This is a genomic window from Streptomyces capoamus (genome assembly GCF_014654935.1).
GTDB classification, from domain to species: Bacteria; Actinomycetota; Actinomycetes; order Streptomycetales; family Streptomycetaceae; genus Streptomyces; species Streptomyces capoamus.
Genome location: NZ_BNBF01000015.1, coordinates 6,746 through 29,740 on the forward strand (window position 1 = coordinate 6,746; position 22,995 = coordinate 29,740).

The window sequence follows — 22,995 nt, forward strand, 5'->3', positions numbered from 1 at the left end:
CGCTGGTGGCGTTGATCTGCTCCAGGACCACCAGGCCCACCCAGGAGCCGGTCACACCGAGCCGGAGCCCCACGAAGAATCCGGGCAGCGCGCCGGGGATCACCACCTGGCGGACGAAGGCGAGCCGGGACAGGCCCTGCACCTCGGCGAGTTCGACGAAGCGGCTGTCGATGCCGGACAGCGCGGCGTGCGTGTTCAGATAGATGGGGATGTAGACGACGATCGCGATGATGGCGATCTTGAAGGTCTCGCCGATGCCCAGCCAGAGGATGAACAGCGGGATCAGACCGAGGGTGGGGATCGCCCGGTTGAGCTGCACGGTCCCGTCGATCAGCGCCTCCCCGACCCGGCTCAGGCCGGAGGCGAGCGCGAGCAGCACCCCGGCGGTCAGGCCGATCACGAAGCCGTAGCCGGCCCGCTCCAGCGAGGTCAGCACATCGGTGGGCAGGGTGCCGTCCGTCCGCAGGTGGCCGGCCGTCCTCAGCACCGTCCAGGGTGCCGGAATGGCGCCCGGGTCGAGCGTTCCGGCGGCCGAGGCCGCGGCCCACAGGGCGAGCAGCACCAGCGGGCCGATCAGCCGGACGGCGGGCAGCCGGCGCCCGGGGGACAGCCGGCGTCGCCTGCGGACCGGGGGGAATTCCCCGGTGGCCGGCGCCGCCACGGCCGTCGTCGTCGTGGTCACGGCGGTCACCTCCGGTACTCCTCGGGTACGGCCTTGGCGGCGATCGACTCGAAGCGGTGGTCGAAGAGCGAGGACACGTCGAACTTCTTCACGAAGCCGCCCTCGGCGAGCAGATCGGCGGTCTCCTGCTCCCACCGGATCGCCTCCTCCCAGCTGGGCGGGAAGAGCGGCTTGTTGGCCAGCTTCGTGATGCCCCGGGCCTGGGCGAGGGTCAGGTTCTGCGTCTTGACGTAGAACTCCTCGTCCCAGACGTCCGGGTGCTCGTACTGCCACACCTGGCCCTTGGCCCACTGCGGGATGTAGGCGGCGATCGCGGCGGCCTTCGCCGGGTCGTTCAGCACGGACTGCGGGGCCCACAGCAGGTTGAGCAGGTCGACGACGTCGGTGGGGATGGCGCGGGCGCCCTTGGGCTCGTACTGCTTCAGGTAGGCGGGCGCCTGGTTGATGGCCAGCGGGGCCACGTCCACCTGCCCGGACTGCAGGGCGGTGAAGAACTGGTTGCTGGTCAGCGGGACCAGCTTCACCTCGTCGTAGGCCAGGCCCGCCTTCTTCAGTGCCCGCAGCAGCACCACGCCCTGCGCCTGGCCCTGGGAGAACGCGAGCTTCTTGCCCTTGAAGTCGGCGACCGCGCGGACCTCGCTGCCGGGCCTGGTGGCGAAGAGGTAGTTGGGCTTGCGGGTGATGTCGATCGCCACGATCTTCGCGGCGAAGCCCTGGTAGTGCGCCTGTATCGGCGGGATGCCGGCGTTGTTGGCGAGGTCCAGGGACTTGGCGCGGAACGCGTTGATCACGTCCGGGCCCGCCCCGATGTTCGCCCAGTCGGACACGGTGAACGGCAGCTCGGGCAGCTTCGCCAGCCTGAACTGCAGCTGCTGCTGGCCCAGATAGGAGGCGATCTTCAGGCTGGTGCCGGCCGGGACCTTGGCGGCGAGCGGCTCGGTCGCGGCGCCGCTCGTGTCGGCGGCCGCGTTGCCCTGCGCGCAGCCGGACAGGCCGGCCACGGCGGCGGACGCGCCGAAAACGGAGGTGAGAAAGGCACGACGGTGCATGGGAGGACTCCCGGGAGAAAAAGAACGGGAAAAGCCGGGGAAGGCAGGAGGAATTCCGGGCGGACAGGCCGGAGGAAGAGGAGCTCACACAGCGGGAAACACGCGCTTCATGCGCGGCAATATGTCAGCAACAGACGGTGCGACAGCTGGTGAGAAGGCTCATGACCAGGATGTTCCCGGTCATGCGCGACCTGTGTCAACATTCCGAGTTTCTGAATTAAATACCCTCAGGTGACGTGCCCAGCGGATCCCGGAACAGGGCGTCCAGGACGACCGATCCGCCCGCCACCGCCAGCACGGAATCCGGGAAACTCGTGGGTATGACGGCGGCGGAACGCTCCGGGCCGACCGCCTCCCGCAACGCCTCCAGGCAGTCCTCGAAGTGCATGACACCGACCTCGGTGACCACGACCGTCTCCGGGTTCAGCACGTCCAGCAGCAGCCCGGCCGCCCGCCCCGTCGCCCGGGCCCGGTCCGTCAGCAGCCGCCGGGCCACCGGATCGCCGTCCGCCGCGGCGGCCACCACGTGCATCGGGTTGGCCGAGCCGATCACCCCGGCCGCCCGCGCCCGCCGGCACAACGTCCGCTCACTCAGCTCCACTTGGAGGCAGCCGGTACGGCCGCACGCGCACGGCTCGGTGCCGCCCGGCACCGGCAGATGGGCGATCGCGCCGGCCGCGGACCGGGGGCCGTAGTGCACCTCCGCGTGGGCGGAGAAGGCGGCGTCCACCACGTTGCCCACGAACAGGTGCAGCACGCTCCGGCTGCCCCGGGCCCGCCCGAACAGCCGCTCCCCGTGCACCAGGGCCCGTGCGTGTCCGTCCACCTCCACCGGCAGGCCGGTACGGGCGCCGAGCAGCTCCCGCACCGGCACCTCGCGCCAGCCCAGCAGCTCGTGCTCGACCACGGTGCCCGTCTCCCGGTCCACCCAGCCGCCCACCGCCACCCCGACGCCCAGCGGGCGCCGGCCCGGCACCCCGGCGAGCAGCCCGGCGAGGCCCTCGGCCGCCCGCGCCAGCACCGGGCCGGGGTCGGTCCGCTCGTGCCGCAGCTCCCGCCGCGCCACCACCCGGCCGCGCAGGTCCAGCAGCGCCACCGTCGTGTACGGCACGGCCACGTGCACCCCGGCGACCAGGAACCGGGTGTCGTCCAGGTCGAGGGGCACGTGCGGGCGGCCGACGCCGTGGGACCGGCGGGGCGCGGCCGACTCCCGGAGCAGACCGCGCTCGGCGAGCCGGGCGCAGTGCTCGGTCACCGACGCGGGCGACAGCCCGGTCAGCCGGGCGATGGTGCTGCGCGCCACCGGCCCGTGCTCCAGCACGGAGCGCAGCACGACGCTGGCACTGGTGCGCCGCCGGTCGCTGTCGGCGGCGCGCGGAACGGGGGAGGGCAGGGTGGGAGCCGCGGTACGGGGCATGAGGACCGTCCTCGGGAACGGGGCCGACACGTCTCGGAGGACAGAGGCGCGCCGGAGCCCGCCGCTATCCGGGGCGGCGACAGGTGGCCGTGCCCTGGCGTCGCAGGTCGACATAGCGACGCGAGGTGAGATTCCGGGCCTGGGCAACCATGGCTGGAAGGGTAGGCCAGGAAGGGCGGATCCGGCCAGACGACCCGGGTGCGTTTGGTGGGATCCCACAGTGGTCCCGGAACCCGGCCGAGTGAGCCGGACGTCACTGCCTCTGTGATCAGTGTCACGACCGGACCGGTGTAGCCGCCACCCTTTGTCCGGAGCCCACCAAGCTCGCGTCACGCCCTTTGTCGATCGCTGACGGTGATCGGCCCGCGGGGGCTGGGATAGCGTCACCGTGTCCCAGCATGTCCCCGTCACCCGCGGAGTACCCATGAGCACCGCTGCCGCCACCGCCCGCCCCCGCGAGGTACTCGCCGACCTGCTCCCCGCGTCCCGCGTCCGCGACGTGGCGCTCGTGCTCGGCGGCGCCGCGCTCACCGGCCTGGCCGCCCAGATCGCCGTCCCCGTCCCCGGCTCCCCGGTGCCGGTGACCGGCCAGACCTTCGCCGCGCTGCTGGTCGGCACGGCGCTGGGCGCGGGCCGGGGCCTGGCCGCGCTCGTCGTGTACGCGCTCGCCGGACTCGCCGGTGTGCCCTGGTTCGCCCACGGCACCTCCGGTGTCTCCGTCTCCTTCGGCTACATCCTCGGCATGCTGCTGGCGTCCACCGTCGTGGGCGCGCTGGCCCGCCGCGGCGCCGACCGCTCCGTGCTGCGCATGGCCGGCACGATGCTGCTGGGCGAGGCGGTCATCTACGCGATCGGCGTCCCGTACCTGGCGTACGCCGCCGACCTGTCCGCGTCCCAGGCCGTGGCCGCCGGCCTCACCCCGTTCCTGATCGGCGACGCCGTGAAGGCGGCCCTGGCGATGGGCCTGCTGCCCGCCGCCTGGAAGCTCGCCGACAAGGACTGAGCCACCGGTTCCACGGCGAAGAGGCCCACCCGACCCACAGGTCCGGGTGGGCCTCTCGGCGTTCCCGGGCCCAGCCGGGTCCCGAGCACCGGTGCCTGCGGGGCTGGCCGGGGCTCACTGGTGCCTGCGACGGGCGGCGGGGGCCGCCGGTTCCGGCCTGCTCGTCCTCTTTCCGGCCGCGGGTTCCGCGGGCGGGACCGTTCGGGTGGGGCCGCCGGGTCCGGCGCGCCCGTCCGCGGTGGGGCCCCGTTCTGGCGGCGGCGAGGGCGGGGGCGGGGGTTGCCGCGGCGGGACCGGCCGCGCCGGGTCGCTGCGGCGGACCGCCGGCCGGGTCCACCGGGTCGGGCGCGCCCGTGCGACCACGGGTGCCTGCGGGGCTGGCCGGGGCTCACTGGTGCCTGCGACGGGCGGCCGGGGGCCGCCGGTTCCGGCCTGTTCGTCCTCTTTTTGGCCGCGGGTTCCGCGGGCGGGGCCGTGCGGGTGGGTCCACCGGGTCGGGTGCGCCCGTCCGCGGTGGGGCCCCGTTCGGGGGCGGCGAGGGTGGGGGCGGGGGCTGCCGCGGCGGGACCGGCCGCGCCGGGTCGCTGCGGCGGACCGCCGGCCGGGTCCACCGGGTCGGGTCCACCGGGTCGGGTCCACCGGGTCGGGCGCGCCCGTGCGACCACCGGTGCCTGCGGGGCCGCCCGGGGCTCACCGGTGCCTGCGTGGTTGGCCGGGGGCCACCGGTGCCTGCGACGGGCGGCCGGGCCCCACCGGTTCCGGCCTGCCCGTTCTCTCTCCGGCCGCGGAATTCCGCGGGCGGGATCGTTCGGGTGGGGCCGCCGGGTCCGGCGTGCTCGCGTCCTTCCCGGTCGCCGGCACTCGCGGGCGGGTCGGCCGGGTGGTCGTCCCTTTCCGCGCCCCGGGTTTCCTGGCCGCGTCGCCGGTGCGACCGGGGCGGGGAAAGCCGCAGGGCCGTACGGCCTGACGGGAGTGTCAGGTCGTACGGCCCTGCCGGTGTGGGTCGGATCGTCGGATCAGCCGACGGACACCTTGTCGGCCGGTGCCTCGGCCGCCGGAGCCGGGCGGTCCGCCCGCATCCGCTCCTTCACCACCGCGATCACCAGCACGATCGCCGCGACCATCAGCGACAGCAGCACGGTCTCCCGGCCGTCGTGCTCGGTGTCGAACAGCATGTACACCAGCACGCCCACGATCAGCGTGGCCGTCGCCCAGGTCAGGTACGGGTACAGCCACATCCGCACGACGAGCTTCTCCGGCGCCTCGCGCTGGATGATCTTCCGCATCCGCAGCTGCGAGAAGCAGATGACCAGCCACACGAACAGGGCCACCGCGCCGGAGGAGTTGACGAGGAAGAGGAAGATCTTGTCCGGGGACAGGTAGTTGAAGAAGACGGCGACGAAGCCGAACACGACCGACGCGAGGATCGCCGCCATCGGCACGCCCCGGCTGTTGACCCGGGCGAACGCCTTGGGCGCGTCGCCCCGCTCACCGAGCGAGAAGGCCATGCGGGAGGCCGTGTACATGCCGGAGTTGAGACAGGACAGCACCGAGGTCAGCACGATGAAGTTCATGATCTGACCGGCGTGCGCGATGCCCAGCGAGTTCAGCGCGGCGACGTAGGAGCCGTCCTTCTTGATGGACGGGTCGTTCCACGGCAGCAGCGAGACCACGACCAGGATCGAGCCCAGGTAGAAGACGCCGATCCGCCAGATGATGCTGTTGGTGGACTTGGTGACCGCGCGCTGCGGGTCCTCGGACTCGCCGGCCGCCAGGGTGGCGATCTCGCTGCCCATGAAGGAGAAGACGACCAGGAGTACACCGGTGAGGATCGCGCCCGGCCCGTGCGGCAGGAAGCCGCCGTGCGAGCTGAGGTTGCCGAAGGAGGCCTTCTCGGCGTCCACGCCCGGCAGTACGCCGAACACGGCGAGCAGACCGACGACGATGAACGCGCCGATCGCCACGACCTTGATGCCGGCGAACCAGAACTCGAACTCGCCGTAGGAGCCGACGGAGACCAGGTTGGTCGCGGTCAGCACGATCATCACGATCAGTGCCCAGCCCCATTGCGGGACGGACGGGATCCAGCCTTCGAGGATCTTCGCGCCGGCGGTCGCCTCGACGGCGAGCACGACGACCCAGAAGAACCAGTACAGCCAGCCGATGGAGAACCCGGCCCAGCGGCCCAGCGCACGGTCGGCGTGCGCGGAGAAGGAGCCGGAGGTCGGGTTGGCCGCCGACATCTCGCCGAGCATGCGCATCACGAGGACGACGAGCGTGCCGACGAGGGCGTAGGACAGGAGGATGCCCGGCCCTGCGGTGGCGATACCGGTACTGGAGCCGACGAAGAGGCCGGCTCCGATGACACCACCGATCGCGATCATCGACAGATGGCGGTTTTTCAGTCCTGCTTGGAGGCCCGAACCAGGGGTCATGGACGGATTTCCTTTGCGCCAGGTGAAGCTGCCCGTACGAGCGGTGTACGAGTCGGTCCAGTGAATCCGAGGTGAACGAATTCGGGAACCTCTGAATCCGGATTGTTACTTGAGGTTTCCTTGAGGATCTATGGCCTGGCTCACAGGTTTCCCGCGGATCATCCGCCGGCACCCGGGGCTGCTGCCCGGAAAGGGGCGTGTCACACTCGTGGCATGCGCGTGTATCTCGGCTCCGACCATGCGGGCTACGAACTCAAGAACCACCTCGCCGAGTGGCTGAAGGCCGCCGGCCACGAGCCCGTGGACTGCGGGCCGCACATCTACGACGCTCAGGACGACTACCCGCCCTTCTGCCTCCGCGCCGCGGAGCGGACGGCCGCGGACCCGGACGCCCTCGGCATCGTGATCGGCGGCTCCGGCAACGGTGAGCAGATCGCCGCGAACAAGGTGAAGGGCGTGCGCGCGGCGCTGGCCTGGAGCGAGGAGACGGCGGCGCTCGGGCGCCAGCACAACGACGCCAACGTGGTGGCCGTGGGTGCGCGGATGCACAGCACGGAGGAGGCGACCAAGTTCGTCGAGATCTTCCTGAACACCCCGTTCTCCGGCGACGAGCGCCACATCCGCCGCATCGACATGCTCTCGGCGTACGAGACCACGGGCGACCTCCCCCCGATCCCGCCGCACCACCCCCAGCAGTAGCCCCCCGCCGGCCCGCTCACCCGGGACGGGCGGCGGACGACGCCGCCCGCCCGGGCACCTCCCGGCCGGCCGGGAGGCCAAGGGCGGCCGGGCAGAGCACCGAAAGGACACTCCCGCCGTGCCGGAAGGGCACACGATCCACCGGCTGGCCCAGGACTACGCCGAGCGCTTCCTCGGCACGGCCCCCCGCGTCACCAGCCCCCAGGGCAAGTTCTCCGACGCCGCGGCGCTCCTGGACCGTACCGAGCTGACCGCCACCGAAGCCCACGGCAAGCACCTCTTCCTGGGCTTCCGGGACGCCGACTGGATCCACATCCACCTCGGCCTCTTCGGCAAGGTCGGCTTCGGCGACGCCCCGGCGCCCCCGCCCACCGACACCGTCCGGCTGCGGCTCGCGACCGGCAGCTCGTACGTCGACCTGCGCGGACCCACCACCTGTGCCCTGATCACGGACGCCGAGAAGCAGGCGGTCCACGACCGCCTCGGCCCCGACCCGCTCCGCGCGGACGCCGACCCGGCCACGGCGTACCGGAGGATCTCCCGCAGCCGTACGACGATCGCCGCGCTGCTCATGGACCAGAAGACCGTGGCCGGCGTCGGCAACGTCTACCGCGCCGAAGTCCTCTTCCGGCACGGCATCGATCCCTACCGGGCCGGCCGGGACATCACCCCGGCCGAGTGGGAGGCGATCTGGGCCGACCTGGTGGGCCTCATGCGGGAGGGCGTGCGGAACAACCGGATCGACACCGTCCGCCCGGAGCACACCCCGGAGGCGATGGGCCGCCCGCCCCGCGTGGACGACCACGGCGGCGAGGTCTACGTCTACCGCCGCGCCACCCTGCCCTGCCACGTCTGCGGCAGCGGGATCCGCACGGCCGGCCTCGCCGCCCGCAACCTCTTCTGGTGCCCCGGCTGCCAGCGGCACTGATCCGGAACCCGTCGTACGGACGGTCTAGAACCCGTGCGGGAACCACGGGGCCACGGGTGAGCCGAAGCCCACCGACGCCTCCGCCAGCGCCCCCGGCCTGAGCTCCCGCACCCGCCCGGCCGCCGCCAGCGACAGCAGGCTCACCCCGCCCAGGCAGGCCGCCCCCAACTCCCGTACCGACAGGGCGAGGTCGGCCGCGTCGGCCGTACGCTCGCAGGACGCGCCCTTCGCGTCACCCGTCAGCCGCCACCGCCCCGCGTTCCAGGGGCAGAAGGCGTCCTCGACCTCGAACACGACGTCGACGGGCGCGAGGTACGTACGGGCCGACAGGGCCGCCCCCACCTCCACCAGGCGCACGTGCCCGGAGTCCCGTACCTGCAGCAGGCAGCGGCGAAGGTCGGAGACCAGGTGCTGCCAGGCGTCGTCGACCGGCCGGCCCCGCACCTTCAGCGTGGTCATCAGGTCGATGCCGAACAGGAAGCGCCACAGCGCGGCCCCGCTCACCGGATCGAGCGCGGCCAGGTCCTCCACGGACACCGTGCCGTCGTGACCGCTCGGCCCCCAGCCCATCTTGGTGCGGAAACGCGCGTACCCGGTGACCTCGCCGTCCCGCTCGGCGACCACGCACTGCAGCGCCGACGCGCCCTCCCGCTCGCTCTCCGGGTCGAGCAGCGCGGTCCGCTCCCAGCCGGGCCGCCGGGCCAGCATGCCCGGGCGCCGGGGCACCAGGGCCGCGTACACCGCCTCGCACTCCGCGAGGACGTCGGCGGGCGGCGCGTAGCGCACCCGCACCCGCTCGGTGCCCTCCGGCAGCGCCAGGGTGACCCTGGCGGTGTCGATCTCGGCGCTGAGCTGGAGGGCCGCCGTGCCGAAGCCGAAACGGCCGTAGATCGCGGGTTCCGAGGCGAACAGCGCGGCCAGCGGCTCGCCCTTGGCGTGCGCGTCGTCCAGCAGCCGTCGCATCATCGTCGTCAGCACCCCGCGCCGCCGGTGCGTCGCGGCCACGCTGACCATCGACACCCCGGCCGTGGGCACCGGCGCCCCGCCCGGTACGGTCATCCGAAAGCTGAAGGCCCCGGCCGTACCGACGAGCGTGTCCCCGTCCCAGACCCCCAGGGCCCGGTCGAACTCGGTCAACGACCGGTCCAGTGCGCGCTCCTCGGCCGAGGCCGGACCGCCGCCGAAGGCCCGGACCAGATGGTCCCACCACCGGTCGAAATCCTCCGGGCGCAGCGGCTTCAACTCGGTCGTGTGGTCAGTCCCCATGGGCCATGCCTATCAGGACGAAGCGGGACCAGCCACTGAATTTGTCCCGGCCCGGGCCCCCCGCGCGCACGCGAACCGGAATCTCGCACGGGGGACAAGTGGGACCTCCCGTGCCAAGCGGCCGGTCCGCTGGATAGGGTCCCGGACTAATGGCAGCAGGACGACAGCGGCGCGCGAAGGCCGAGACGTTCACGGCCCGGTGGAAGAAGCAGTGGCACCGGGTCCGCGTCGGGCTGCGCCGGAGCGCCGTGGACTATTTCCGCGGGGACGGCTCGGACTGGATCGCCTTCGCCGGACTGCTGCTGACCGTCCCGGTCCTCGCGGCCATGACCCTCCTGGACTCCGTGTGGTGCTCCCCGGCCACCCTGGTCCTGCCGATCGTCGCCGGCGGTCTGCTGCTGCGCCCGGCGAGCCTGCTCGGGCTGTACGCGGCGGCGGCCACCGCGCTGATCGTGGAGTCGGTACGGCTCGGCCCCTACACCGAGGGCCCCTCCCGGGTCACCCCGGGCATCGTCCTGGTGGTCGCCGCGTGCGGCTTCTTCGGGCTGCTGACCGCGCAGTTCCGCAGCCGGGTCGGTGTGCCCTGGCGGCGCGGCGGCACCATGCTGTTCGACCTGCGCGAGCGGATCCGGGTGCAGAGCAAGCTGCCGAAGCTGCCGCAGGGCTGGCACCACGAGATGGCGCTGCGTCCGGCGGGCGGCCAGTCCTTCTCCGGGGACTTCGTGGTCGCGGCCCGCACCAACGGCGGCCGCACGCTGGAGGTCGTCCTCACGGACGTGTCCGGCAAGGGCATGGACGCCGGTTCCCGGGCCCTGCTGCTCTCGGGTGCCTTCGGCGGCCTGCTGGGCTCCCTGCCCCCGCACGCCTTCCTCCCCGCCGCGAACGGCTACCTGCTGCGCCAGGACTGGGAGGAGGGCTTCGCCACCTCCATCCACCTGGTCCTGGACCTGGACTCCGGTGACTACGAGCTGTACTCCGCGGGCCATCCGCCGGGGCTCCAGCTGAGCGCGGGCAGCGGACGCTGGGAGGAGAAGGCCGCCGAGGGCCCGCTGCTCGGGGTGTACGACGGCGCCCAGTTCGACCCCGTCAAGGGCTCGCTGCGCCCCGGCGACGTCCTGATGCTCTTCACGGACGGCCTGGTGGAGACCTCCGACCGGGACATCGTCGAGGGCATCGACCGCCTCACCGGCGAGGCCGACCGCTACGTGTCCGGCGGTTTCCACGGCGCCGCCTGGCACCTCATCGAGGCGGTGGCCAAGGACGTCAACGACGACCGGGCCCTCCTGCTGATCTGCCGCCAGCCCCCGTCCAGCCCGCGCTGAGGTGTCGTACCGGCGCCGGGCGCGGGCGGCACACGCGTTCCGGGGATTTCCCGGCCCATTGGAGGAGGCACCGACCGCATGACCCCTCTCACGCTCCCCGAGGTGGAGGCCCTCGCCCGCACCGTCCACGAGGGCCGGACCGACAAGGCGGGGCGGCCGTACGCCGAACACCTCGCCGCCGTCGCGGAAGGTGTCCGCGCCCGTGGCGGTGACGCCGAACAGATCGCGGCGGCCTGGCTGCACGACTCCGTGGAGGACGGTGTCCTCACCCGCGACCGGCTGGCCGCCACCGCCCTGACCCCGCGCACCAGGGCCATCGTGGACGCCCTCACCAAGCGCCCCGGCGAGCAACCGGAGGCGTACGCGCGCCGGATCCTCGCCACCCCGGGCGCCCGGCTGGTGAAGGAGGCCGACCTCGCGCACAACGCCGACCCGGAGCGCCTCGCCGTCCTGGACGGGCCGACCCGGAGACGGCTGACCGAGAAGTACGCCCGTATGCGCGCACTCCTCGGCCTGGCGGCAAAGGCCTGAGCGGACCCGCTAGACCCCGGCCGTCTCCCGGGGCTTCTGCCGCTCGCGGGCCAGTACGGCCGCGTCCTGCCGGAACGCCCACTCCATCCGCGGCTCCATCGCGAACCGGAACACGCGCCGCACCAGGGCGGTGCACAGCACGGTGACGACGGCCCCCGCCAGCAGGGTCACCAGGATCTCGCCGAGCGGCCGGTGCAGCCACGGGTGCTCGAACCACCCGCGGTAGTCAGCGAACTTCACCAGGAAGCCGTGCAGCAGGTAGCCGTAGAGCGTGCCCGCGCCGAGCGCCGTGAACCACATCCGCCGGCGCGGCACCCAGGCGAAGAAGCAGGCCGTCAGCACCAGCGAGCAGCCCATCATCGCGAGCGTCATCACGGGGCCGCACCACCACGGCGCGCCCAGCTCCTGTGCCGAGTCCCGGTGGTAGAACCACGCGGTGTTCATGCGCGGCACCGCCCACCAGCCGACCGCCAGCGCCGTCGCGAACACCGGCACCGACACGACCCGCACCCAGCGCCGGCGCACCAGGTGGAAGTGCTCGGGCCTCATGCACAGGCCGAGCACGAAGTACGGCAGGAACTGCAGGACCCGCTGCAGGTCGAGGTCGTCACCGATGCTGGGGCTGACGGTCGCCAGCATGGCGACGCCGAGGGCCACCGGCAGCGGCCAGCGCACCAGCTTCCAGACGGGGGTGGTCAGCCGCCAGACGAACAGGGCGACCAGGAACCAGGTGAGGTACCAGGGGTCGAGGAGGCTGATCTCCTCGTGCGCACCGGTGACGGCGTTCTTGAACAGCGGGTACGCCGTCTCGAACAGGACGTACGGCACGGCGACACCGGTGATCAGCCGCTTGAGCCGGTCCGGCCGCATGTCGAAGCTGCGCGAGAAGAAGCCGGAGATGATGATGAACGCCGGCATGTGGAAGGCGTACACCACCGTGTAGACGCCCTCCAGGATGCGGCTGTCGCCCTTCAGCGGCTCCCACGAGTGCCCCATCGCGACCAGCACGATGGCCAGGTACTTGGCGTTGTCGAAGAAGGAGTCGCGCTGTTTGCCGGGTCTGTCCGCCTTCGGTCGCGGTTCCCGCACGCTCGCCGGGGTACGCGGACCGGGCACCCCGTCCGCCGGCTGCTGTGCCGGGGGGAGTGGTCTGCGGTTCTGGCCGGGGGACGAGGCGGCTTCAAACATCTCAGGCACCCTAGCGTCGTCCGCGGGATTTCGTAAAACTCCCGCAGTCATTCCTGGTTATCCCCTCCGGGTACCCCCTTATTTCCCGAACGTGCCTGTCCCGTCGGCGTGATGGCGGGCACACACGGGTCGTCAGTTCACCCCTGATGTACCGATTCATCCTGACTAATTAGGGCATACCTCGTCTGTGTGTCATCAATTCGAATTACCTGCGCGCATGATGTGTGGGCAGCGAAACGAACTCGCGCAATTCCTTGGTGAGTCCACCGCGCGACCCCGCTCGAATTGCCGTGCGGCGCATCGCCCGTACCGGGCCCGGCCGTCGACGTTGTGTCATGGGCCGCATAGGGCGGGCGGGTTGGTGGCACGATGGTTCTGGCGGGGGTGCGCGGGCCGTACCTCCGGGCCGGGAGAGCGGACCGACCGAGGGCGTGTGATCAGTTGTGGCCATTTCACTGTCTGTGGTGCTGCTGTTGGCGATCATCCTGGTGGTGTTGATCCGAGGGGGGAACATCAAAGCCGGCCCCGCCATCGTCGCCATCCTCTTCGGCTTCTTCCTGGCCTCGACCGGCATGGCACCATCGATCAACCGCTTTCTGAACTCGATAGCGGAGTCCATCAACTCGATCAGGTTCTGACCCGGAGGGGAGCCGGCGCCGAACCTACGGCCCGCCGGCCGGAGCAGGGGCAGGGTCCGGGGCCGGTGCCGCGCCGCCGCGGACCGGCGGTCCCGGTGCCCCGGCGGCCCGGGCGGGCTGAACAGCTGCAACAACGGGGGTACGTACGGGAATGGCGCTGCGCGACTCGGACCCGGCGGAGGTCGGCGGCTACCGGATCGAGGACCGCCTCGGCAGCGGCGGCATGGGCGTGGTCTACCTCGCCCGCTCCGCCTCCGGCCGCCGGCTCGCCGTGAAGGTCGTCCACGGCCAGTACGCCGACGACGACGAGTTCCGCGCCCGGTTCCGCCGCGAGCTGGCCGCGGCCCGCCAGGTCAGCGGCGCCTTCACGGCCCCCGTGGTGGACGCGGACGCCGACGCGCCGCGCCCCTGGATGGCCACCCTCTACATCCCCGGCGAGGACCTCGGCACCCACGTCCGCCGGCACGGCCCGCTCCCGCCCGGCCGGCTGCGCGACCTCGCCGCCGGCCTGGCCGAGGCGCTGCGCGACATCCACCGCGCCGGAGTCGTCCACCGGGACCTGAAACCGGCCAACGTCATGCTCGCCGACGACGGCCCCCGGGTCATCGACTTCGGCATCTCCCGCGCCGCCGAGGCCGCCGCCATGGACGCCCTCACCCAGACCGGCCGCGTGATGGGCACCCCGCCCTTCATGTCCCCCGAGCAGTTCGCCTCGCCGCACGAGGTCGGCCCGGCCACCGACATCTTCTCCCTCGGCGCCGTCCTCGTGTACGCCGCCACCCGGCGGGGCCCCTTCGACAGCCCGAGCCCCTGGGAGACCGCGACGCGCGTCGTCGACGGCGTCCCCGAGCTGGCCGGCGTCCCCGAGGACCTGCTCCCCTTCGTCCGCCTGTGCCTGGAGAAACACCCCAAGTCCCGTCCCGGCCCCGACGAGCTCCTGCACCTGCTCCGCGAGGGCCGGCTGCCGGAGCCGCGCCCCGGCACCGGGCGGCCGGACACCGGGCGGCCCGGCACCGCGCCGGCGGCTCCGCCCCGCCGACGGCGCCGGTGGGCCGCCGCCGTGGCCGCCACCGCCGTACTGGCCGCCGTGGCCGCCACCACCACCGTCCTCGCCCGCGCCGGCGGCAGCGAGCCGCACCAGCTGCCGGCCGGCTGGCACGCCTGGCACCGGCAGGCCGTGGACCCCACCGGCGGGAACCCCGACACGGTGGGCCCGAGCGGACCCTTCAGCCGCTGCGTCCTCGCGGACAAGGCGCTGCTGTGCGCCGGCGACAGCATCATGGCCGCCCGGTTCTCCCTGGCCGACGGCCGCAACGTCTGGGCCAAGCCGATGGACCCCACCCCGTCCGAGGTGAGGAGCAGCGGCGGCGGCATGATCATCGGCACCCGTCCCGGCGCCGTCTACGTCTACGGCGCGGACGACCACGACACCAAGACACGCAGCGAGGAGACGCAGGGCCGGACCACGTACACCGTGCAGGCCCTGGATCCGGACACCGGCGAACAGGTCTGGCGGACGGTCGTCTCCACCAACACCGACGGCATCGGGCCCGACACCGCGGGGGCCGTCGCCACCCCGGACGGCGTCATCACCACCGTGGGCAACGCCTCCGACTCCTACGCGCTCCTCGACGCCGCGCACGGCCGGGTCCGCTGGCGCCACCGGCTGCCCGAGAGCCTCACCGCCAGCAGCGGCGACTGCGAGCTGAGCGGCGCCGGCGGACAGCCGTACCTGACCTGCCGGCACCTCGACGAGGGCACCGCAGGCCGCACGCACACCACGCTCGCCCAGCTCGACCCGGCCACCGGCCGCAGCCGCTGGAAGGTCACCGTGCAGGGCGCGCAGTACCTGTACGGCCAGACCCGCGGCCACCTCGTGCTGGGCACCGACCCGCTCACGGACAAGCTCACCGGCCTGACCCTGGTCAACGCCTCGTCGCACATCCTGACGACCGTACGGCTGGACACCCCGCGCAACGCCTCCGGCGCCCACCTCGTCCGCGGCACCGTCTACCTCACCCTGACCAGCGGCAGCGTCCGTGCGATCGACCCGCTGACCGGCCGCGAGCGGTGGCAGAGCAACTCCACCGTCGAGCAGCCCGGCCCGCCCACCGCCTCCGCCACCCGGCTCTACCTGGCCTCGCCCACCGGCCGGCTGGCCGCCCTCGACCTGCGCACCGGCCAGGTCACCGGCACGCTCCCCGGCCGCGACGACGGCGACAACAGCGGCTCCGAAACCGCGGCGGCCCCCGTCCTGTCCGGCGACGCCCTCTACGTCCCCTACGGCACACGCGCCGTCTACAGCGTCGACGTCCACGACCTGTGACCGGGGCGCATGAAGATGCCGAGCGGCAAGGCCGTACTCTGCAGAAGGCGAGACAGGCGCTGCTGATGCGTCGTAGCCGTCCGTCGCAACTGGGCGACCCAGTTCCGTATCGGGTACCCGGCGAACGACCAGGAGGTTGACCGGTGATCACTCTGACCGCAGTCGGAGGAGTGGCCCTGGTCGAACTGGGCATGGCCCTGACTCCGGGACCGAACATGATCCACCTCGCCTCTCGCGCCATTACTCAAGGCCGCAGGGCGGGCGTGGTGAGCCTGAGCGGGACCGCCGTGGGATTCGTGTGCTATTTGCTGGCCGCAGCTGCGGGCCTTTCCGCGTTGTTCGCCGCCGTGCCGGTGGCCTTTGTGGTGGTCAAGCTTGTCGGGGCTGCCTATCTGGCCTACCTCGCCTGGGGCATGCTCAAGCCCGGCGGCCGCTCGCCCTTCGCCCCGGCCCAGGACCTGCCTCCGGTCTCCGACGCCCGCCTGTTCTCCATGGGGCTGCTGACCAACCTGCTCAACCCCAAGATCGCTCTGCTGTATGCCGCCCTCCTGCCCCAGTTCCTGGACCCGCAGGCAGGTCCGGCCCGGGGGCAACTGCTCCAGCTCGGTGGTGTGCAGATCATCGTGGGGCTCTCCGTGAACGCTCTGATCGTGCTCGGCGCAGCGCGGGTGTCGGCGTGTCTGGCCGCACGGCCCCGCGCCATGACCGCCCAGCGGTTCACGGCAGGCGGCTTGCTCGGCGTCTTCGCGCTGCGAACCGCCCTGTCCAGCACTCCTGTCTCCACCTGAGCGGCCCCCGGAACGGCCGAAGGCCCAGGGAGAGGAATCCAACCTCTCACCTGGGCCTTGGCACACAGAGCGGGCGACGGGAATCGAACCCGCGTAGCTAGTTTGGAAGACTAGGGCTCTACCATTGAGCTACGCCCGCACCACTGCGCCGCAGGTCGGTGACCGCGGCACTGGAGGCATCGTAGCGGGTCGCCCGCCGCGGAGGCCAACGAACGGCGTCACGCCGGCAGCACGCGTCACGGCCCGGAGAATGCGGCCGACGGATCGGGCCGGGGCATGTACCCTACGTGTCGCACCAGACGGGGTGTGGCGCAGCTTGGTAGCGCGTCCGCTTTGGGAGCGGAAGGCCGTGGGTTCAAATCCCGCCACCCCGACCACCGGCTCACGACGTCGTGATGATCGTCTTTTGGGGCGCTGACCGGCTGCGGTTACTATGCAAGCTGCGCGCCCGTGTGTCCCGGCCCTCACGGCCCGAACTCCTCCGGGCGGCGAAATCCGCCGGGCCCGTCAGGCTCCGGCAGAACCCGAGAAGTCAGCCACAAGGAGACCGAACCGTGAAGAGCGCCGTGGAGACCCTGAACCCGACCCGGGTTCGGCTCACTGTCGAGGTGCCCTTCGAGGAGCTCAAGGACAGCCTCGACGCGGCGTACAAGAAGATCAACCAGCAGGTCACGGTGAAGGGCTTCCGTAAGGGCAAGATCCCCGCCCGCGTGATCGACCAGCGGTTCGGCCGCGGTGCGGTGCTGGAGGAGGCCGTCAACGACGCGCTGCCGAAGTTCTACACCGAGGCGGTCAACGAGGCCGAGCTGAGCCCGCTGGGCCAGCCCGACGTCGACATCACCGAGCTGAAGGACGGCGAGACGCTGAACTTCACCGCCGAGGTCGACGTCCGCCCGGCCCTCGAGATCCCGGACTACTCCGGCATCGAGGTCGAGGTCGACGCCGTCGAGGTGACGGACGAGGACGTCGAGAAGTCCGTGGAGCAGCTGCGTGAGCGCTTCGCGTCCACCTCTCCCGTCGAGCGTGCCGCCGAGGACGGCGACGTCGTCACCATCGACCTGGAGGCCAAGGTCGACGGCGAGGTGCTCGAGGACGGCATCGCCAACGGTGTCTCGTACACCATCGGCTCCGGTGAGCTGCTGGACGGCATCGACGACGCCGTGAAGGGCCTGTCCGCCGGTGAGGAGGCCACCTTCACCTCCGAGCTGAAGGGCGGCTCCGCCGCGGGCAAGGAGGCCGAGGTCACCGTCAAGGTCACCCAGGTCGCCGCCCGCGAACTGCCCGAGCTGGACGACGAGTTCGCGCAGCTCGCCTCCGAGTTCGACACCCTCGAGGAGCTCAAGGCCGACAGCCGCAAGCGCCTCGCGAACATGAAGCAGTTCGACCAGGCCACCCAGGCCCAGGAGCGCGTCCTGGAGAAGCTGCTCGAGCTGGTCGAGGTCCCGGTCCCCGAGAAGCTGCTCGAGGACGAGATCAACACCCGCAAGCACAACCTGGAGCACCACCAGCTCGGCCAGATGGGTCTGACCCTCGACAAGTACCTGGAGATCCAGGGCAAGACCGCCGAGGAGTTCGAGACCGAGACCCGCGAGGCCGCGGTCAAGGGCATCAAGACCCAGTTCGTCCTCGACGAGCTGGTCAAGAAGGAGAACCTCAACGTCAACCAGGAGGAGCTCACCGAGCACCTCATGCGGCGTGCGGCCTCCTCCGGCATGTCCCCCGACCAGTTCGCCCAGGCCGTCGTCGAGGGCGGCCAGGTGCCGCTCCTGGTCGGCGAGGTCGCCCGTGGCAAGGCCCTGGCCGTCGTGGTCGAGGCCGCCACGGTGAAGGACACCAACGGCGAGACCGTCGACCTGGACGACGAGGAGGAGACCGAGGCCGCCGAGGCGTCGGAGGCCTCCGAGGCGTCCGAGGAGAACGCCGAGGGCTGAGCGGCCCTGCGGCGCCTGTAGGCACGTACAGCGGGCCCCGGGGACTGTCCCCGGGGCCCGCTCGTCGTACCGGGCCCGGCAGCCGGCCCCTGGGGCGCGGGGAGCCGCGCGGGCGACCCCCGGACACCCGCGGCCGCCGACGCGCCCCGCGGCGAGCGGCGGCAAGGCGCCCCGGCCCCGCCGGAGCCGCTACGCCCCCGGCGAACACCCCCATTACCGGGATTCCCCGAAGGGACCCTCGCGTTAGGGTCCATGAAAGGCAGAACAAGCAGAACTGAGACGGCCCGGCGCCGTCGTAAGACGAGCAGGTGGATACGTGACGAATCTGATGCCCTCAGCCGCCGGCGAGCCTTCGATCGGTGGTGGCCTCGGCGACCAGGTCTACAACCGGCTGCTCAACGAGCGGATCATCTTCCTCGGCCAGCAGGTTGACGACGACATCGCGAACAAGATCACCGCGCAGCTGCTGCTCCTTGCCGCGGACCCGGACAAGGACATCTACCTCTACATCAACAGCCCGGGCGGCTCGGTCACGGCCGGCATGGCGATCTACGACACCATGCAGTACATCCCGAACGACGTGGTGACGATCGCCATGGGCATGGCCGCCTCCATGGGCCAGTTCCTGCTGACCGGCGGCGCGGCCGGCAAGCGCTTCGCGCTGCCGCACGCGGACATCATGATGCACCAGGGCTCCGCGGGCCTCGGCGGTACGGTCTCGGACATCAAGATCCAGGCCGAGTACCTGATGCGTACGAAGAAGCGCATGTCCGAGCTGACCGCCCTGCACTCGGGCCAGACGGTCGAGACGATCATCCGCGACGGCGACCGCGACCGCTGGTTCACCCCGGAGGAGGCCAAGGAGTACGGTCTCATTGACGAGATCATCACGCACGCCTCGGGTGTTCCGGGAGGCGGCGGCACCGGTGCCTGACCGGCCCGGCCACGCCACGCACCGCGAAGACACCAGCCCCCCGAACGCCACCAGGACGGTGAACCCCATGAGCAACTTCCCCGGCGCCGCCAGCGGCATGTACGAAGGGCCCCGCCCCGACAGCCGCTACGTCATCCCGCGCTTCGTCGAGCGCACCTCCCAGGGCATCCGCGAGTACGACCCGTACGCGAAGCTCTTCGAGGAGCGCGTGATCTTCCTGGGCGTCCAGATCGACGACGCCTCCGCCAACGACGTCATGGCGCAGCTGCTGTGCCTGGAGTCGATGGACCCCGACCGGGACATCTCGATCTACATCAACAGCCCCGGTGGCGACATGACCGCCCTGACGGCGATCTACGACACGATGCAGTTCGTGAAGCCCGACATCCAGACGGTCTGCATGGGTCAGGCGGCCTCCGCCGCGGCCATCCTGCTCGCCGCCGGAACCCCCGGCAAGCGCATGGCGCTGCCGAACTCCCGCGTGCTGATCCACCAGCCGGCGGGCTCCACCGGCCGCGGCCAGCTCTCCGACCTGGAGATCATCGCCAACGAGTTCACCCGGATGCGTGAGCAGCTGGAGAACATGCTGGCCAAGCACTCGAACCGGCCGCTCGAGAAGGTCCGCGAGGACATCGAGCGCGACAAGATCCTCACGGCCGAGGAGGCGTTGGAGTACGGCCTCGTCGACCAGATCATCTCCACCCGCAAGCTGAACAACAGCGCGGTCCGCTGACAGCGGCTCCGCCCGCTTCCGGTCCCTCTTGGCGTGGCGCACATCAAAGTGAACCCTGCCAAGGGGGGCCCGAACACCGGGCCCGGCAAGGTACCGTCGGACATAAGGCAGCACCAGGAGCCGCTGGACTCATAGCGTCCAGGCGTCTCCCAGGCGAAGGGGAAGCACACCGTGGCACGCATCGGTGACGGCGGCGATCTGCTCAAGTGCTCGTTCTGCGGCAAGAGCCAGAAGCAGGTCAAGAAGCTCATCGCAGGGCCCGGTGTGTACATCTGCGACGAGTGCATCGATCTCTGCAACGAGATCATCGAGGAAGAGCTCGCGGAGACCAGCGAGGTGCGCTGGGAGGAACTGCCCAAGCCGCGCGAGATCTACGAGTTCCTCGAGGGCTACGTGGTCGGCCAGGAGGCCGCCAAGAAGGCGCTCTCCGTCGCGGTGTACAACCACTACAAGCGGGTCCAGGCGGGCGAGAACGGCGGCGCGAGCGGCCGTGACGACGCCATCGAGCTGGCGAAGTCCAACATCCTGCTGCTCGGCCCCACGGGCTCCGGCAAGACGCTCCTCGCGCAGACGCTCGCGCGGATGCTGAACGTCCCGTTCGCGATCGCCGACGCCACGGCGCTGACCGAGGCGGGGTACGTCGGCGAGGACGTCGAGAACATCCTGCTGAAGCTGATCCAGGCGGCGGACTACGACGTCAAGAAGGCCGAGACCGGGATCATCTACATCGACGAGATCGACAAGGTCGCCCGCAAGAGCGAGAACCCGTCGATCACCCGTGACGTCTCGGGCGAGGGTGTCCAGCAGGCCCTGCTGAAGATCCTCGAGGGGACCACGGCCTCGGTCCCGCCGCAGGGTGGCCGCAAGCACCCCCACCAGGAGTTCATCCAGATCGACACGACGAACGTCCTGTTCATCGTGGGCGGTGCCTTCGCGGGCCTGGAGAAGATCATCGAGGCTCGGGCCGGCGCCAAGGGCATCGGCTTCGGCGCGACGATCCTGTCCAAGCGCGAGCTGGAGGCCAAGGACGTCTTCGAGGACGTCATGCCGGAGGACCTGGTCAAGTTCGGCATGATCCCCGAGTTCATCGGCCGCCTCCCGGTCATCACCAGCGTGCACAACCTCGACCGCGAGGCGCTGCTGAAGATCCTGGTCGAGCCCCGCAACGCCCTGGTCAAGCAGTACCAGCGCCTGTTCGAACTCGACGGCGTGGAGCTGGACTTCGAGCGTGAGGCGCTGGAGGCCATCGCCGACCAGGCCATCCTGCGCCAGACCGGCGCCCGCGGCCTGCGCGCCATCATGGAGGAGGTCCTCCAGGGCGTGATGTACGAGGTCCCGTCCCGCAAGGACGTCGCCCGCGTGGTCATCACCGCCGACGTGGTCCTCTCCAACGTCAACCCGACCCTGATCCCGAGGGACGCCCGCGGGCGGGGGTCGGGGGAGCAGAAGACGGCTTGAGCCTCTCGACGCCGAAGGGCAGGCATCCCGCATCGGATGCCTGCCCTTCGGCGTGTCGGACCAGACGTGAGCGGATCGAGCCATTGTTCCATCGGTGTCTGGAGTCCAACTTGTTTCCATGATCGGATCGGCCCGACCGAGTCAGGCGTATGGACCAATGCCTGGCTGTGCGATACGGGAGGATTCCGAATGACTGTCCAGTGGGCGAAACGCATGGCAGCCGCGGCGGGTGTGGCGGTGGTGGCAGGGACTCTGCCGATCCTCGTAGCCTCCCCGGCGAGTGCCACGCAAAGCGCTTGCACCAGTTACGTCGCCAACCATGGTTACTTCGCCGGTCCGAAGGTGAAGGCGGCGTGCGACTACGCGGCCCTCGACACGGGTCTTTTCAAGATGGCCAACCCCGCCTGCCTCCTCCAGCTGGCAAAGGTCGGGGTGAAGAGCGAGGTGTCCGATCCCGCCTGCAAGCGAGCCTGACAGCAGCGACACGTCGCCGCGGCTCTCCGAGTGAGAGGGCGCTGACACCAGTGAAGGCGACTCGATCTTTCGAGCCGCCTTCACGCAGGAGCCGCGCAGGTGCGTCAAGCCTTGACGCGCACGTCGTTGCGGAGTTTGGTGGCGAGGTCTCCCAGGTCCTCGACGGAGCCGCCGTTGCCCGACGCGATGGATGCGACGCTGTACGCCGAGACGAAGGCAACCGTGCTGTGGTCGGCCCAGATGCAGACCGGCATCTTGATGGTCTCCGGGACCCCCGACTCCGAGGCCGACGAGCTACTGCTGTCGATCTGGGCAATTTGGCACTTCATGATGCCGTTGGAAAAGCCCGACGGATGGACGGTCTCCGGGCTGCCGACCAGCTTGCCCTTGGTGCCGGAACCGGTCTGGCTCTTCGTGGCCTCAGACTTGGCCTTGGCGAACATGGCGTCGACGACCGCCTCGGGGTCATCGACGGTGCCGTAGACGCCACTGAAGGAGAGCCCCTTCTTGCTCAGCCCCGTGCCGGCCTCGTATCCGGCGCTCACCTCGGTGGGGTTCTTCACGCCCCACTTCTCGAAGTCCGAGCGGTCGGAGTCGCTGATGTCACTGTCCGACCCCGAGTCCTTGGACTTCTTGTAGGTTCCATTTACCACCGAGCTTTGTGCGACCAGCTTGTGCGGCCCGTCGTCCCTGATACCGCTGCCGCTCCCCCCGCTGAACGCGAAGTACGCGCCCACCGCCACGGCGGCCACCACGGCCACCGCGCCGATGATCAGACCCGTCTTCTTCTTGCCCCCGCCCGGCTGCGGAGCCTGCGGCACGCCGTACGGCTGCTGGCCGTACGGGCCGGGCTGCTGGGGCACGCCCTGCTGCGGGTAGCCGTACCCCGGCTGCGCCGGCGGCGGGGCCTGCTGGGGGTAGCCGTAACCGGGCTGCGGAGCCTGCGGCTGCTGGCCGTAAGGGCCCGGCTGGCCGTACGGCCCCGGCTGCCCCGGCTGGCCGTACGGCCCCGGCTGCTGGGGCTGCTGGCCGTAGGGGCCCGGCTGGTTGTTGCTCATCTCTGGGGTTCCTCCCGTGCGTGTTCCTCGGACGGAATCCTTGCGGAAGGCATCACAGGATGATCCAGCAGGGGCCGCATCGTTACCAAACATGCAAACGACACGGCCCGGTGCCACCCAGGGGCCTGGACACGG

General features: G+C 71.2%; 20 protein-coding genes and 2 tRNA genes. 14 read left to right on the plus strand and 8 right to left on the minus strand.

The annotated features are described in order from the left end of the window. The 3 genes from IE312_RS22680 to IE312_RS22690 all read right to left on the minus strand — a co-directional run. On the minus strand, positions 1–691 hold a 691-nt coding region (locus IE312_RS22680; RefSeq protein WP_370467585.1), incomplete at its 3' end, for an ABC transporter permease. Then, complete coding sequence (locus IE312_RS22685; protein WP_189984193.1) at positions 688–1,731, minus strand: ABC transporter substrate-binding protein; 1,044 nt, start codon at positions 1,729–1,731, stop codon at positions 688–690. The genes IE312_RS22685 and IE312_RS22680, both read right to left, overlap by 4 nt. A gap of 217 nt (positions 1,732–1,948) precedes the next feature. Beyond that, on the minus strand, positions 1,949–3,148 hold the full coding sequence (locus IE312_RS22690; RefSeq protein WP_189984194.1) for an ROK family transcriptional regulator: 1,200 nt from the start codon (positions 3,146–3,148) through the stop codon (positions 1,949–1,951). Between the two features lie 424 nt (positions 3,149–3,572). Here IE312_RS22690 and IE312_RS22695 point away from each other — a divergent pair, with 424 nt between their 5' ends. Continuing rightward, a complete protein-coding gene (locus IE312_RS22695) occupies positions 3,573–4,151 on the plus strand; it encodes a biotin transporter BioY (RefSeq protein WP_189984195.1) in 579 nt (192 codons plus the stop codon). Between the two features lie 1,016 nt (positions 4,152–5,167). On the opposite strand, the gene IE312_RS22700 is transcribed toward IE312_RS22695, so the two are convergent. Next, complete coding sequence (locus tag IE312_RS22700) at positions 5,168–6,586, minus strand: amino acid permease (RefSeq protein ID WP_189984196.1); 1,419 nt, start codon at positions 6,584–6,586, stop codon at positions 5,168–5,170. A gap of 213 nt (positions 6,587–6,799) precedes the next feature. Between IE312_RS22700 and IE312_RS22705 the strand changes: the two genes are divergently transcribed. Further along, positions 6,800–7,285 carry a ribose-5-phosphate isomerase gene (locus IE312_RS22705; protein WP_189984197.1) on the plus strand — a complete coding sequence of 162 codons (486 nt, stop codon included), beginning with the start codon at positions 6,800–6,802 and terminating at the stop codon, positions 7,283–7,285. 118 nt (positions 7,286–7,403) lie between these two features. After that, positions 7,404–8,213 (plus strand): Fpg/Nei family DNA glycosylase, encoded by an 810-nt coding sequence (locus tag IE312_RS22710; protein WP_189984198.1) that lies wholly within the window; start codon positions 7,404–7,406, stop codon positions 8,211–8,213. Between the two features lie 24 nt (positions 8,214–8,237). Here the strand turns inward: IE312_RS22710 and IE312_RS22715 are convergent, their stop codons facing one another. Further along, the gene (locus IE312_RS22715; RefSeq protein WP_189984199.1) at positions 8,238–9,479 is read right to left on the minus strand and encodes a GNAT family N-acetyltransferase; all 1,242 of its coding nucleotides are present in this window, start codon (positions 9,477–9,479) and stop codon (positions 8,238–8,240) included. Between the two features lie 149 nt (positions 9,480–9,628). Between IE312_RS22715 and IE312_RS22720 the strand changes: the two genes are divergently transcribed. After that, a complete protein-coding gene (locus IE312_RS22720) occupies positions 9,629–10,801 on the plus strand; it encodes a PP2C family protein-serine/threonine phosphatase (protein WP_189984200.1) in 1,173 nt (390 codons plus the stop codon). 78 nt (positions 10,802–10,879) lie between these two features. After that, positions 10,880–11,332, plus strand: a complete 453-nt coding sequence (locus tag IE312_RS22725; protein WP_189984201.1) for an HD domain-containing protein — start codon at positions 10,880–10,882, stop codon at positions 11,330–11,332. 9 nt (positions 11,333–11,341) lie between these two features. Here IE312_RS22725 and IE312_RS22730 read toward each other — a convergent pair whose 3' ends face one another. After that, positions 11,342–12,448, minus strand: coding sequence for an acyltransferase family protein (locus tag IE312_RS22730; protein ID WP_370467586.1), 1,107 nt, complete (start codon positions 12,446–12,448; stop codon positions 11,342–11,344). Positions 12,449–12,963: 515 nt separating this feature from the next. Here IE312_RS22730 and IE312_RS22735 point away from each other — a divergent pair. The 3 genes from IE312_RS22735 to IE312_RS22745 all read left to right on the plus strand — a co-directional run bounded on the left by IE312_RS22735 (position 12,964) and on the right by IE312_RS22745 (position 16,272). Beyond that, positions 12,964–13,158: a hypothetical protein gene (locus IE312_RS22735; protein ID WP_030648672.1), complete on the plus strand. Its 195-nt coding sequence runs from the start codon at positions 12,964–12,966 to the stop codon at positions 13,156–13,158. Between the two features lie 151 nt (positions 13,159–13,309). Further along, the gene (locus IE312_RS22740; protein WP_189984203.1) at positions 13,310–15,484 is read left to right on the plus strand and encodes a serine/threonine-protein kinase; all 2,175 of its coding nucleotides are present in this window, start codon (positions 13,310–13,312) and stop codon (positions 15,482–15,484) included. Between the two features lie 143 nt (positions 15,485–15,627). Continuing rightward, positions 15,628–16,272 (plus strand): LysE family translocator, encoded by a 645-nt coding sequence (locus IE312_RS22745; RefSeq protein WP_189984204.1) that lies wholly within the window; start codon positions 15,628–15,630, stop codon positions 16,270–16,272. 68 nt (positions 16,273–16,340) lie between these two features. Here the strand turns inward: IE312_RS22745 and IE312_RS22750 are convergent. Next, positions 16,341–16,411, minus strand: a tRNA-Gly gene (locus IE312_RS22750). Positions 16,412–16,572: 161 nt separating this feature from the next. Between IE312_RS22750 and IE312_RS22755 the strand changes: the two genes are divergently transcribed. The 6 genes from IE312_RS22755 to IE312_RS22780 all read left to right on the plus strand — a co-directional run bounded on the left by IE312_RS22755 (position 16,573) and on the right by IE312_RS22780 (position 21,802). Next, a tRNA-Pro gene (locus tag IE312_RS22755) sits at positions 16,573–16,649 on the plus strand. Between the two features lie 177 nt (positions 16,650–16,826). Then, positions 16,827–18,203: a trigger factor gene (gene tig / locus IE312_RS22760; protein ID WP_189984205.1), complete on the plus strand. Its 1,377-nt coding sequence runs from the start codon at positions 16,827–16,829 to the stop codon at positions 18,201–18,203. A 328-nt stretch (positions 18,204–18,531) separates the two neighbouring features. Further along, on the plus strand, positions 18,532–19,137 hold the full coding sequence (locus IE312_RS22765) for an ATP-dependent Clp protease proteolytic subunit (RefSeq protein WP_189984334.1): 606 nt from the start codon (positions 18,532–18,534) through the stop codon (positions 19,135–19,137). Positions 19,138–19,204: 67 nt separating this feature from the next. Further along, positions 19,205–19,870 carry an ATP-dependent Clp protease proteolytic subunit gene (locus tag IE312_RS22770; RefSeq protein ID WP_053710263.1) on the plus strand — a complete coding sequence of 222 codons (666 nt, stop codon included), beginning with the start codon at positions 19,205–19,207 and terminating at the stop codon, positions 19,868–19,870. A gap of 171 nt (positions 19,871–20,041) precedes the next feature. Next, positions 20,042–21,328, plus strand: a complete 1,287-nt coding sequence (clpX, locus tag IE312_RS22775; protein WP_014672712.1) for an ATP-dependent Clp protease ATP-binding subunit ClpX — start codon at positions 20,042–20,044, stop codon at positions 21,326–21,328. A gap of 189 nt (positions 21,329–21,517) precedes the next feature. Continuing rightward, positions 21,518–21,802 (plus strand): hypothetical protein, encoded by a 285-nt coding sequence (locus IE312_RS22780; protein ID WP_189984206.1) that lies wholly within the window; start codon positions 21,518–21,520, stop codon positions 21,800–21,802. Positions 21,803–21,906: 104 nt separating this feature from the next. Here IE312_RS22780 and IE312_RS22785 read toward each other — a convergent pair whose 3' ends face one another. Beyond that, positions 21,907–22,860, minus strand: coding sequence for a hypothetical protein (locus IE312_RS22785; protein ID WP_189984207.1), 954 nt, complete (start codon positions 22,858–22,860; stop codon positions 21,907–21,909). Positions 22,861–22,995: the final 135 nt, after the last annotated feature.

Coding starts and splice junctions, on each gene's coding strand:
- IE312_RS22715 (WP_189984199.1), bottom strand. CDS start 9,479: ATGGGGACTGACCACACGACCGAGTTGAAGCCGCTGCGCCCGGAGGAT.
- IE312_RS22785 (WP_189984207.1), bottom strand. CDS start 22,860: ATGAGCAACAACCAGCCGGGCCCCTACGGCCAGCAGCCCCAGCAGCCG.
- IE312_RS22765 (WP_189984334.1), top strand. CDS start 18,532: ATGCCCTCAGCCGCCGGCGAGCCTTCGATCGGTGGTGGCCTCGGCGAC.
- IE312_RS22725 (WP_189984201.1), top strand. CDS start 10,880: ATGACCCCTCTCACGCTCCCCGAGGTGGAGGCCCTCGCCCGCACCGTC.
- IE312_RS22720 (WP_189984200.1), top strand. CDS start 9,629: ATGGCAGCAGGACGACAGCGGCGCGCGAAGGCCGAGACGTTCACGGCC.
- IE312_RS22685 (WP_189984193.1), bottom strand. CDS start 1,731: ATGCACCGTCGTGCCTTTCTCACCTCCGTTTTCGGCGCGTCCGCCGCC.
- IE312_RS22705 (WP_189984197.1), top strand. CDS start 6,800: ATGCGCGTGTATCTCGGCTCCGACCATGCGGGCTACGAACTCAAGAAC.
- IE312_RS22740 (WP_189984203.1), top strand. CDS start 13,310: ATGGCGCTGCGCGACTCGGACCCGGCGGAGGTCGGCGGCTACCGGATC.
- IE312_RS22700 (WP_189984196.1), bottom strand. CDS start 6,586: ATGACCCCTGGTTCGGGCCTCCAAGCAGGACTGAAAAACCGCCATCTG.
- IE312_RS22690 (WP_189984194.1), bottom strand. CDS start 3,148: ATGCCCCGTACCGCGGCTCCCACCCTGCCCTCCCCCGTTCCGCGCGCC.
- IE312_RS22780 (WP_189984206.1), top strand. CDS start 21,518: ATGACTGTCCAGTGGGCGAAACGCATGGCAGCCGCGGCGGGTGTGGCG.
- IE312_RS22695 (WP_189984195.1), top strand. CDS start 3,573: ATGAGCACCGCTGCCGCCACCGCCCGCCCCCGCGAGGTACTCGCCGAC.
- IE312_RS22770 (WP_053710263.1), top strand. CDS start 19,205: ATGAGCAACTTCCCCGGCGCCGCCAGCGGCATGTACGAAGGGCCCCGC.